Annotated in this window: 12 protein-coding genes and 1 other RNA gene; 6 read left to right on the top strand and 7 right to left on the bottom strand. The window is 21.3% G+C overall.

The window, feature by feature from the left end:
• Window positions 1-75 precede the first annotated feature (75 nt).
• Entirely contained in the window at window positions 76-990 is a 915-nt protein-coding gene (gene dapA / locus AB4W58_RS00355) for a 4-hydroxy-tetrahydrodipicolinate synthase (protein WP_367674114.1), read from the top strand.
• A gap of 118 nt (window positions 991-1108) precedes the next feature.
• Here dapA and dapE read toward each other — a convergent pair whose 3' ends face one another.
• The 4 genes from dapE to AB4W58_RS00335 form a co-directional block, all read right to left on the bottom strand.
• Window positions 1109-2242, bottom strand: coding sequence for a succinyl-diaminopimelate desuccinylase (gene dapE, locus AB4W58_RS00350; RefSeq protein ID WP_367674113.1), 1134 nt, complete (start codon window positions 2240-2242; stop codon window positions 1109-1111).
• A gap of 49 nt (window positions 2243-2291) precedes the next feature.
• Complete coding sequence (tkt, locus tag AB4W58_RS00345) at window positions 2292-4292, bottom strand: transketolase (RefSeq protein ID WP_367674112.1); 2001 nt, start codon at window positions 4290-4292, stop codon at window positions 2292-2294.
• Window positions 4293-4337: 45 nt separating this feature from the next.
• Window positions 4338-5294, bottom strand: a complete 957-nt coding sequence (gene tal, locus AB4W58_RS00340; protein ID WP_367674111.1) for a transaldolase — start codon at window positions 5292-5294, stop codon at window positions 4338-4340.
• Window positions 5295-5367: 73 nt separating this feature from the next.
• A complete protein-coding gene (locus AB4W58_RS00335) occupies window positions 5368-6609 on the bottom strand; it encodes a beta-ketoacyl synthase N-terminal-like domain-containing protein (protein WP_367674110.1) in 1242 nt (413 codons plus the stop codon).
• An 82-nt stretch (window positions 6610-6691) separates the two neighbouring features.
• Here AB4W58_RS00335 and rsmI point away from each other — a divergent pair, with 82 nt between their 5' ends.
• Complete coding sequence (rsmI, locus tag AB4W58_RS00330; RefSeq protein WP_367674109.1) at window positions 6692-7540, top strand: 16S rRNA (cytidine(1402)-2'-O)-methyltransferase; 849 nt, start codon at window positions 6692-6694, stop codon at window positions 7538-7540.
• A 35-nt stretch (window positions 7541-7575) separates the two neighbouring features.
• An RNA gene (gene rnpB, locus AB4W58_RS00325) (RNase P RNA component class A) lies at window positions 7576-7951 on the top strand.
• 62 nt (window positions 7952-8013) lie between these two features.
• Here the strand turns inward: rnpB and pmbA are convergent.
• The gene (gene pmbA / locus AB4W58_RS00320) at window positions 8014-9363 is read right to left on the bottom strand and encodes a metalloprotease PmbA (protein ID WP_367674108.1); all 1350 of its coding nucleotides are present in this window, start codon (window positions 9361-9363) and stop codon (window positions 8014-8016) included.
• 161 nt (window positions 9364-9524) lie between these two features.
• Here pmbA and ppa point away from each other — a divergent pair, with 161 nt between their 5' ends.
• The 3 genes from ppa to rpmG all read left to right on the top strand — a co-directional run bounded on the left by ppa (window position 9525) and on the right by rpmG (window position 10566).
• Window positions 9525-10061, top strand: a complete 537-nt coding sequence (gene ppa, locus AB4W58_RS00315) for an inorganic diphosphatase (RefSeq protein WP_367674107.1) — start codon at window positions 9525-9527, stop codon at window positions 10059-10061.
• 102 nt (window positions 10062-10163) lie between these two features.
• The gene (gene rpmB, locus AB4W58_RS00310) at window positions 10164-10388 is read left to right on the top strand and encodes a 50S ribosomal protein L28 (RefSeq protein ID WP_367674106.1); all 225 of its coding nucleotides are present in this window, start codon (window positions 10164-10166) and stop codon (window positions 10386-10388) included.
• A gap of 10 nt (window positions 10389-10398) precedes the next feature.
• Window positions 10399-10566: a 50S ribosomal protein L33 gene (rpmG, locus tag AB4W58_RS00305; protein ID WP_367674105.1), complete on the top strand. Its 168-nt coding sequence runs from the start codon at window positions 10399-10401 to the stop codon at window positions 10564-10566.
• A gap of 1012 nt (window positions 10567-11578) precedes the next feature.
• Here rpmG and AB4W58_RS00300 read toward each other — a convergent pair.
• The gene (locus AB4W58_RS00300; protein ID WP_367674104.1) at window positions 11579-12319 is read right to left on the bottom strand and encodes a flagellar type III secretion system pore protein FliP; all 741 of its coding nucleotides are present in this window, start codon (window positions 12317-12319) and stop codon (window positions 11579-11581) included.
• Window positions 12320-12365: 46 nt separating this feature from the next.
• Entirely contained in the window at window positions 12366-12704 is a 339-nt protein-coding gene (locus AB4W58_RS00295; protein ID WP_367674103.1) for a flagellar biosynthetic protein FliO, read from the bottom strand.
• Between the last annotated feature and the right edge of the window lie 8 nt (window positions 12705-12712).

Raw genomic sequence — 12712 nt, 5'->3', positions numbered from 1 at the left:
TAATTTTATTAAACTTTAATTTTTATATATTTTTTTTAAACCAAAAAATATACAATTATACTGATGGTGAAGAAAATGTTTAAAGGAAATATCGTTGCATTAATCACTCCAATGAATAAAAAAGGAAACATTTGTATAGATAGTTTAAAAAATATTATTAATTATCATATATATAATCGAACTAAAGCTATTGTATCTGTAGGAACTACTGGTGAATCTTCAACTTTAACTAAAAAAGAACATATTAAATTAGTATTATTGACTTTAAAAATTGCCGATAATAGAATTCCTATTATTGCAGGAACTGGAGCTAATTCTACAAAAGAAGCAATTATATTAACAAAAAAATTTGAAAATAGCGGTATATCTGCATGTTTGAGCGTCACACCATATTATAATAAACCTTCACAAGAAGGATTATATCAACACTTTAAAAAAATCTCAGAACATACATCTATTCCTCAAATATTATATAATGTACCATCTAGAACAGGTTGTGATTTATTACCTAAAACTATATATAAATTATCTAAATTAAAAAATATTATTGGAGTAAAAGAAGCTAGTGGAAATTTATCTCGTGTAAATCAAATAAAATCTTTAGTAGATTCAAAATTTATTATTCTGAGCGGAGATGATTCCACTGCATTAGATTTTATACAATTAGGAGGGCATGGAGTTATTTCAGTAACATCTAATATAGCAGCTAAAGAAATTTCTAAAATATGTCAATTAGCTTTGAACAAAAAATTTTCTAAAGCAAGAAAAATTAATAAAAGATTAATTAATTTAAATAAAATTTTATTTTTAGAATCAAATCCAATACCAATTAAATGGGCTGCTAAAAAAATTGGTTTAATTAAAAATAGTATATTAAGATTACCTATGATACAACCAAAAAAAAAATTAAAAAAAATTATATTAAATGAATTAAAAAAAAATCCACTATCCATTATGAAAAAAAAATATAATCATTTTATTTTATTTTAAAATATAATATTTATATAAAATAAAATTGAAATATATTTCTAAAGAAATATATTTCAATACAAATTTATATTGTTTTATTTGAATGTCTATAACTTTATAAAGTTCAAAATATAAAATTTTAAATAAATAAATTTTTTAAAATATTTATATATATTTTACTTAATTTATATAAATCATTAATATTTACACATTCATTAGCTTTATGTATGGTCTTATTCACTAATCCTAGTTCTATAATTTCAGAATTCATACAAGTTAAAAATCTTCCATCAGAAGTACCTCCTGAAGTAGATAATTTTGGAAAAAATTTATTAACTTGAAAAATAGATTTTTGTACAGTCTCTAATAAAAATCCTGAATTCGTAATAAAAGGTTTACCTGAAAAAATCCAATTTATTTCATATTTTAAACTGCATTTATCTAAAATTTTCTTTATTTTCATAACAATTATTTCTTTCGAAATTTCTGTACTATATCTTATATTTAATCCAACTTTCATTGATCCAGGAATCATATTTGTAATATTTTTATTTCCTGATGATATATAAAAAATTTGTAAACTACTAGGTTGAAAAAAATTATTTCCTAAATCTAATTTTAAATTCACAAAATTTTTAATTGCATATAAAGAATTATGAATTGGATTAGTTGCTAAATGAGGATAAGCTATATGTCCTTGTACACCATAAAAAATTATTTTAGCACTAATTGAACCTCTTCTCCCATTTTTAATTACATCTCCGACATGTACATCACTAGTAGGTTCTCCAACTAAACAATAATCTATTTTCTCATTTCTATTTTTTAAAATTTTTATTATCTTTTTGGTACCATCATGTCCAAATGATTCTTCATCTGAAGTAATTAAAAAAGATATTCTTCCATTAAAATTCGTAAAATTTTTTAAAAATGATTCTGTAGCAACGATCATAGCAGATAGGGAACACTTCATATCTGCAGATCCTCGTCCAAATAAAAAATTATCTTTAATAATTGGATAAAAAGGATCTGTTTTCCAATCATTAATATTTCCAGGTGGAACTACATCTGTATGACCTAAAAAAGTTAATGTTTTACCTCCTTGTCCTTTATAAGCCCATAAATTATTTGTATTATTAATTTTAATATTTTCTATAAAAAAACCAATTTTTTGTAATCTTTTAGAAAGAATTTTTTGACAACCTAAATCTAAAGGACTAATAGAAGGTAATTTAATTAACTTTTTACTTAAATAAAGAACATCTTCTAACATAAAAATATCCCAAATTATCAAATCAATAAAAATATTTTAAACATGTGTATTATGATTTTTTTATTAATTTTAAAGCTTTATGAACAATATTTTTTACAGTAAATCCAAATTTTTTAAATAAATCATTCGCAGGAGCTGATTCTCCAAAAGTATTAATTCCTATAATTTTTCCCTTTAATCCAACATATTTGTACCAATAATCTGGAATTCCAGCTTCAATCGCAATTCTATTAGTAATATTATCTGGTAAAACATGTTTTCTATAAGATATTTCTTGCTTATCAAATACATCTGTAGAAGGCATAGAAACGACTCTCACAGAGTAACCTAAATTTACTAATTTTTTACTAACATTCATAGTTAATTCTATTTCTGATCCTGTAGAAATTAAAATTATATCTAAATCTTGAGAACTATTTTTTAATATATACCCTCCACGATTAATATTTTTAATTTGTATATCAGTTCTTTTATTAAAAGATAAATTTTGTCTAGACAAAATTAAGGCAGTAGGTCCTGTCTGATTCTCTATGGCATATTTCCAAGCAAAAGCCGTTTCTATAATATCAGATGGCCTCCATACACTTACATTTGGAGTTAAACGTAAACTAGAAATTTGCTCAATAGGTTGATGAGTAGGACCATCTTCACCTAATCCAATTGAATCATGAGTATATATTAAAATTTGTCTAGTTTTCATTAAAGCTGCCATTCGAACTGCATTTTTAGAATATTCTAAAAACATTAAAAAAGTAGCTGTATAAGGAATAAATCCAGAATGTTGAGAAATTCCATTTGCTATAGATGTCATTCCAAATTCTCTTACACCATAATGAATGTAATTACCATAAAAATGTTTATTAATAGATTTAGAACCTGACCATTTAGTTAAATTACTAGGAGATAAATCAGCTGATCCACCAATTAATTCAGGAAGATATTTACCTAAATATTCAATAATATTTTGAGATGCTTGTCGAGTAGATAAAGATTGTGTAGAATTTTTTAAAGAATTTATTAAATCTTTATTAATTTTTATCCAATTTTTTGGTAATTTCTTATGTATACGACGTAAATATTCTTTTGCTAATTCAGGATATTTTTTTGAATATTTAAAAAATAATTTATTCCATTTATCTTCTAATTTTTTTCCTTTTTTAGTAGCATCCCATTCTTTATAAATAAAATCTGGTATTTCAAATGGTTTATATTTCCAATTTAATTTTTTTTTACATAAAATTATTTCTTCTTCACCTAAAGGTGCACCATGTACATCAGACGTATTAGCTTTATTAGGTGAACCAAATCCAATAATAGTATTAAAAATTATAATCACAGGTTGATTCTTTATAGTTTTTGCATGTTTAATAGCTTCAAAAATTTCTTCCGAATTATGTCCATTAACATTATTAATTACATACCAATTATAAGCTTGAAATCTTTTTTTTGTATCATCAGAAAACCAAGAATCTGTCTTTCCATCTATAGAAATATTATTTTTATCATATAGTAAAATTAATTTTTCTAAACACAAAGTTCCAGCTAAAGAACACGCTTCATGCGATATTCCTTCCATTAAACAACCATCTCCAGCAAATACCCAAGTATAATGATCTATAATTTTAAATTTAGGACGATTAAAATGAAATCTTAATAAACGCTCAGATATAGCCATTCCTATTGCTGTAGATAAACCTTGTCCTAAAGGACCAGTAGTAGTCTCTATACCTGGAGTATAACCAATTTCTGGATGACCAGGAGTTTTAGAACCTAATTGACGAAAATTTTTTAAATCAGATATACTTAATTTATATCCAGTTAAATGTAATAAACTATAAAGTAAAATCGAACCATGTCCATTAGACAGAATAAATCGATCTCTATTATCCCATAATGGATTGTTAGGATTATGTTTAAAAAAAAACCTCCATAATATGTCTGCAATATCAGCCATACCCATTGGCATACCTGGATGCCCAGATTTTGCTCTTTGTACAGCATCTATACTAATAGCTCGAATAGCGTTAGATAAATATTTTTTAGAAAACACTTTTTACTCCTAATATACAATTTTTAAAAATAATTAAATAAAACATTACATATTTTTAATAACAATTTCTTCGAGTAAATATTGATCTGTTCCAAATTGACGTATACCTTGAGATAATTTTTCTACAGCCATCGGATCTTGGTTATGTAACCAAAGAAAATCAGAATGAGATAATGTATGAATAGGAGTAGAACAAATTTTATTTGGAATGATTAATTTTTTTTGAATTAACGTATCTTTAGATTGTAAAACTGATAATAATTCTGGAGATATAGTTAAACAATCACATCCTGATAAAGATAACACTTGTTTAATATTTCTAAAACTAGCTCCCATAATAATAGTTTTATAAGAATATTTTTTATAATATTTATAAATTTTTTTTACAGATTGAACACCTGGATCTAAAGATGATTGATATTGAGAGCTAGAATAATTTATATTATACCAATCAGAAATTCTTCCAACAAAAGGTGAAATTAAAAATACTTGAGATTCTGCACATGCACGAGCTTGTGCAAAAGAAAATAATAAAGTCAAATTACAATGAATATTTTCTTTTTCTAATTCTTTTGCAGCTTGTATACATTCCCAAGTAGCTGCGAGTTTAATTAAAATTCTAGATCGATTAAGTCCAAATTCTTGTTCATACATTGAAATTAGTTTTTTTGCTTTTTTTATGCTTTTTTCCGTATTAAAAGATAAACGTGAATCTACTTCACTAGATACAACTCCAGGTATTTTTTTTAATATTTCTGCTCCTATGCTTACAATAATTCTATCAGTAGCATTAGTAACTATTTTATTTTTCTTTCCTCCTTTTTTTTTAGCATAATTAATAGATTCTTGTAATAAATATTGATATTTTTGCATTTGTATAGCTTTTAATACTAAAGAAGGATTAGTAGTTGCATCATATGGAGTATATTTTTCAATATTTTCAATATCTCCGCTATCAATAACAATTTTTGTATATTTTTTTAACTGTTCTAATTGATTCATTTATAATCACCGTATATGAATAAATAAAATATATTTATGTATTATGATTTTAATAAATTTATTATAAATATTTTTATTTATAAAATTTTTTAAATATTATTGCTGTATTTACTCCACCAAAACCAAAACTATTAGACATAACTATATTTAATTTAATTTTTTTATAACGAGTAATAATTTTTATATCTTTAATTTGTGGATCTAATGTTTGAATATTAATACTCGGAGCTATAAAATTATTTTCTAACATTAATAAAAGAAAAATTATTTCGTGTACTCCTGATGCACCTAGAGAATGTCCTGTCATTGATTTTGTAGAAGAAACACATGGAACATGTCGATCTTGAAAAACATTTTTTATTGCATTAATTTCCTTAATATCACCAATTTTTGTTGAAGTCGCATGAACATTAATACATTCTATAGGTTGTTGTATTTTTTTTATAGCTGATTTTATACATCTTTCTATACCTTTTTTTGATGGTATAAATAAACTACATCCGTTGGAATTCGAACTATAAGATATAATTTCTCCATATATATGTGCATTTCTTAATAAAGCAGAATTTAATTCTTCAAGAACTATTATACCGCTACCTTCTGATATCACAAATCCATCACGATTTAAATCATAGACTCTGGACGATTTTTTAGGGTTATTATTAAAATTTTTTGATAAAACATTAATTTTATCAAAATAACATGCTGTTTCTAAAGTTAATGCTTCTGCACCTCCTGCAAATATAATATCTTGCTGTCCAGATTTAATTAATTCATAAGCATTTCCAATACAATTAGCAGAAGTGGCGCAAGCTGAACTAATAGAATAACTGATTCCATAAATTTTAAAAAAAGTAGATAAACAAGCTGAAATAGTAGAATTCATAATTTTAAATACAGTATATATACTAACATGATCTAAATTATCACAAATACTTTTAATATGTAATTTTCTTCTTAAATTTAAGTCTAAAAAATCATTTCTAGAAGAACAAAATCCACTACCAGTTATAATTCCTACTTTTTTATTTCTTTGATATTCAGATCTTTTTAAAAAAGAATCCTTAATAGCATCTTGCATAGCTAAATAGGAATAAAAAGTTTCTGTATTCATATATTTTAAAAATTTATTTTGAGTATATTTTCTAAAATTTAAAAATATTTTTCCCCAAACATGACTTTTCATACCTACTTTTTTCATTTCATTTGAAAAAAAAATTCCAGGTAAGCCTTTTTTTAAAGATTGTAAGACTTCAACTTTAGTATTTCCTATACTAGATATTAATCCTATTCCAGTTACTACTACTCTTTTCATATAAACCTTATATTTTTTTATAAAAATAAAATTAATATAAATAGATATGATATAATTTTTAAAAAAATATTAACGAAAACATATGAAAATAAATAAATATGGGACTCTTTTTATTATACCTACTCCTATAGGAAATATATATGATATAACATATAGGTCCGTTCAAGTTTTACAAAAAATAGATTATATTGCAGCTGAAAATTATAATAAAATAAAAAAAATTTTAAATAAATTTAATATTAACAAACCAATTATATCTTTTCATCAACATAATGAAATTCAAAATACCAAAATAATATTTCATAAAATTAAAAAAAAAAAAAATATTGCATTGGTATCAGATGCTGGAACTCCAACTATTAATGATCCAGGATTTCATTTAATTAGAGAATGTCATAAAAAAAAAATAAAAATCATTCCATTACCTGGAGCTTGTGCAGCTATTACTGCTTTAAGTGCATCTGGAATTCCTTCTAATAAATTCTGTTTTGAAGGATTTTTACCATCAAAAGAAATTCAAAGAAAAAAAGCATTAAATTTATTAAAATATGAAAAAAGAACAATAATTTTTTATGAAGCTCCTCATAGAATTATACATAGTTTACAAAATATAATAGAAGAATTTGGAAAAAAAAAAAAGATTGTATTAGCTAGAGAACTAACTAAATCCTGGGAATCAATTATATTTGATACAGTCGAAAATATACTTTATAAGTATAAAAATAATCAATCAATCTGTAAAGGTGAAATAGTTTTAATTTTATCAGGTTATAAAAATAAAAAAAAAAAAATAATTTCAAAAAAAATTCAATATACAATATCTGTTTTAAAATTATTTTTACCAAAAAACAAAATTGCTGTAATAATTTCTAAAATTTATAACATAAAAAAAAACTATATATATAAATATCTTATTGATAAAATAAAATAATGACAGATTAAAAAAAATATTATAAAATTTATATTGAAGTTGACCAGACAATCGCTCTTAAAAAATTATTTATATATTCTTAAAATAAAAGAGAGGAAAGTCCGGGCTCCATTAGGACAAAGCGCCAGATAACATCTGGGAGATGAAAATCTACGAATAGTGCCACAGAAAATAACCGCCTATAAAATATTTTAGGTAAGGGTGAAAAGGCGTGGTAAAAGCACACCGTATATATTGGTAACAATATATAGACAATTAGGTAAACTCCGCTTGGAGAAAGGCTAAATATAGGTTATTTATGTATGGTCCATACTTTGCAAACCTGGGTAAGCCGATAGAACTAAAAAGCAATTTTTAGTCAAGATTAATGATTGTCTAATACAGAATCCGGCTTATAGGTCAACTTCATCATTTTATAAAACAATTTAAAAATCATATGTTATAGTTTTATTTTATAAAATTTAAAATAACATTTATTGTCCAGAAATAATCATTTTAGAAATAAAAATTGAACCACATTGTATATTTTGTCTAATATCATAATCATTACTCATAGCAACAATTCTTTTATATATATCATATAAATTTCCAGAAATTGTAATTTCTTTTACTGAATATTTAAATAATCCATTTTCTATAAAATATCCTGAAGCTCCTCTAGAATAATCTCCATTAACAATATTTACTCCATCTCCCATTAAATCTGTTATTACTAAACCTGTATTCATTTTATTTAATAAATTCTTAAAAGAAATATTATTTTTCTGTAAAAATATCCAATTATAAATTCCTCCTAAATGACCTGTATTTTTTAAATTTAATTTTCTGGCTGAATAGGAATCTAATAACCATGTTTTTAAAAATCCATTTTTAACAATAAAACGTGGAATCGTTAAAGTTCCTTCACAATCAAATGGAGATGAAGCAATTCCTCTTTTAATATGAGGATTTTCAAAAATACTTAACCATTTTGGAAAAATTAACTTTCCTAATCTATTTAATAAAAAAGTAGATTTTTTATACACTTGATACCCAAAAATAGATTTTGCAAAATGATTAAATAAACTTACAGCCATATCAGAAGTTAAAATAACAGAACAACGTTGAGTTAAAATTTTTTTTGAATTTAATTTTAATAAAACTTTTTTTGCACATTTTTGACTTATAGATTGAGGAGATTCTAAATCATCTAATTTTCTTGAAATAGAATAATAATAATCTCTTTCTTTTGTATTTGATTGATCGTTTTTTGCTATAACGCAAATAGATAAAGAATGTTTACTAGATTTATATGTTTGAATAAGACCTTTAGTATTTCCAAAAGCAATAATTGTATTTCCACTATAAAAACATCCACCTTCAGAATTTATAATTTTTTTATCAAAATCTAAAGTATATTTTTCTGTTAAATATGCCATTTTTAAACTTTCTTTTAAACTTATATTAGATGGATGAAACAAATCTAAATCTAATACTTGATATGTTTTTAAATTTACACTAGGAAGTTTAGAAAAAATATCTTTAGATGTATATTTAGAAATTTCAATTGCAGTAGAAATAGTATTTTTAATAGATTGAATATTTAAATTTGTAGATGAAGCGGATCCTTTATGATAATTAGAATAAACTGTAATAGAAAAATAGACATCTTCATGAAATTCTATATATTCTTTATGTCCGTTTCTTATAACTGTATTAATATCATAATTTTTTCTAATAAATACAAAAGCTTCATCAACTTGACTCTGAACTATTAATAAAGATTTTAAAATGATATTTTTTAAAAATTTTTCTTCATTTAAAATATCTTTTATAATATACATTTTTACCTCTACTTATAATTTATTTAAAATAATTATTATATTTTTAATATTTCAATCAAAAAGTATATTTTTATTCAAATTTTAAATATTGCTATAATAATATACATAACATATGATATAAAAAATTCTTTAAAAACTATAAAATTATTTAATAATAAAAAATGAATCTAAAAAAAATAAAAACTGGAAAAAAAATCCCAAAAGAAATATACGTTATTATTGAAATATCATCTGGTTCTAAACCAATCAAATATGAAATTAATAAAACTAATCAATTATTAATGGTAGATAGAATTATTCCTACCTCTATGTTTTATCCTTGTAATTATGGTTTTATTAATAAAACGTTATCATTAGATGGAGATCCTTTAGATGCTTTAGTAATTACACCTTATCCATTACTTCCTTATTCAATTATCGCATGTAAACCTATCGGAATATTAAATATGGAAGATGAATCTGGAAAAGATTATAAAGTGATCTGTATACCAATAAAAAAAATATGTAATATATATAATCATATCAAAAATATTTATGATATATCTCCATCTATATTACATCAAATAGAGCATTTTTTTAAATATTATAAAAAATTAGAAAAAAATAAATGGACAAAAATATTAGGATGGAAAGATAAAAATTATACATATAAAGAAATTATAAAATCTGTTCGAAGATACAAAAAAAATAAAAAATAAAAAAAATTTTCAAAATATATTTTATCTAAAAAAATATAAAATTGTCTAAAAAATTAAAAATTTAAAACTAAATTATTTAAATATATAGGTAAATATTTTAATATGTCTAAAATTTGTCAAATTACTAAAAAAAAAGCTATTTTTGGTCATAAAAGATCATATGCTTTAAATACTACTAAAAGAAAGTTTAATATTAATTTAAAAAATCATAAGTTTTGGATAAAATCCCAAAAAAGATTTATTAAACTTAAAGTATCTACACAAGCAATTCGATTAATTAACAAAAAAAGTATAGAATATTTTTTAAAAAAATTAAATAAAAAATAGGAACACACAAATGGCTAAAAGTTCTAGAATCAAAATTAAATTACTTTCATCTTTAAAAACTGGACATTATTATACAACCACAAAAAATAAAAGAAACACTACACAAAAATTAAAATTAATAAAATATGATCCAATTGCACGTAAAAGAACTTTATATACAGAATTTAAGTTAAGATAAATATATTTTTAAACATTTAAATTAGTATAAAAATACTATATATTTTTATACTATTTTACAAAAAATTATCTAAAAAAAATTTTACAAAATATGTTTAAAAATAATAAATAAAAAATTACATTAATAATTCTCCAAATTAATAAAAAATTTAAATTCCACAAATTAAATTAATTAAAATGTATTATAAATAAATTTATATAATTAAAAAATAAAAATTTTATTTAAAAATATTTACATAAAATAAAATATTTTATATAATTAAAAAATTTTTATTTAAAAATAAATTAAAAAATAAAATTTTAATAACTTTTATTGTATATATTTTATTTACTTAAAAATTTAAGAAATTAGATGATATATTAAAATTAAAAAAAATAAAATAAAAAAATTTTAATTATATTAATTTATTTTTTATAAAAGATTATTTTAAAATATATAAAATTAATCTATATTTTTATTAATATATAAAATATCATCTATTTCAAAAATATTAATATAATCTTATATATTAAGCGTCAAAATAATAAAAAACTTTATTCTGAAATAAAAATATTAATAAATATAAAATATAAAAAAATTAAATCATATACTAAATAATTATAAAAAATTTAAATACATATTCTCTTAAGTATTTATTATTAAATATAAAAACTTATCATATAAAATACATTTTTTCTAAAATAAATTACTTTATAATAATCATAATGAATCAAATATTTTACAACACTATAATTAAATTATTAAAAATTAATTAAAATATTTTACATAAAAAAAATAATATAAAATTTAAAATGACATAAAATATTTAAAAAATATTTTTTTATAATATTTTTTTTTTTTTTTTTTTGTAAATACCTATTAATTAAATAAATCATATAAATTATTTCAACATTAATAAAATTTTATTTAATGATTAAAATTATATAAAAAAAATTTAAGAATATGTTTTATAACATTAAATATATTTATATAAATTTTTGTATAAAATATTAATATAAATTACTCTTTTTATTTAAAAATAAAAACTACGTGCTATAAAACTAATAAAAAGAGTCCATCCATTAGCAAAATAAAAAAATATTAATTTTAATGGTATAGAAATAACAGCAGTTGGAATTATCATCATTCCTAAAAGCATTAAAATACTTGATACTAATAAATCAATAATTAAAAAAGGAAGCAAAATTGTAAATCCTATTTTAAATGCAAATTTTAATTCACTTATTATAAAAGAAGGAACAAGAACTCTAAGTGAAGAATCCTTAATACTATTATTGAATTTAATATGTGTTAATTTTGACAATACTAATAAATCTGATTTTTTTGTTTGATGCAACATAAATTCTTTTAAAGGTAAAATTCCTTTATTTATTGCAGTTTTAATATTAATGTGATTATTTATAAAAGGAATATAAGAATTTGAATAAATTTTATTAAAAGATGGCTGCATAATAAAAAAAGTTAAAAATAAAGATATACCCACTAAAATTTTATTTGGAAAACAAGACGAAAACCCTATAGATTTCTTTAAAAATCCTAAAATAATCAAAATTCTTGCAAAACAAGTCATTGTTAATACAATACATGGCAAAATTACTAATAAAATCAGAAAAAATACTATTTGAGAAGATAAAGATAGATTCACAGAATGATAAGTATGAGATAAAAAATGTTCTAGAGAAAACATACTATATGCATATGCATTCGGTGAAAAAAATAAAAACATTATTATAGAAAAATAAAAATATGTCATAATATTATTCCAAATTTTTTCACGATATTAATTTAAAAAAACAGTTTCATAAATTCTTTTCATTGTATTTAATTTGTTTTTGAATTTCTTTTTTTGAATCAAATTTTTTATTATCAAAACGATGTAAAACAATCATTTTTTTTGAAATTACTCCTAAAACTAACGTAACTTTTTTTAAATCTATAATAATAATTTTTTGATTTGGACCAAGCGAAATACTAGACTTAATTTTTATATAAGAATTATTTCTATAGTTAGAAAAATAAATATATCTATTTATAATAAATATTATTGCAAGAATAATCATACAATAATATAAATATAAACAATGGTTAATATTATTTAATGAAAAATAATAATTAATGGATTGTAATAATGTTTTCATATTTTATG

The organism is Buchnera aphidicola (Chaitophorus sp. 3695) (genome assembly GCF_964058985.1).
In the GTDB taxonomy this organism is placed as follows: Bacteria; Pseudomonadota; Gammaproteobacteria; order Enterobacterales; family Enterobacteriaceae; genus Buchnera_J; species Buchnera_J aphidicola_BQ.
Note: the sequence above shows the minus strand (reverse complement) of the source record. Positions and strands in the feature narration are given on the sequence as shown.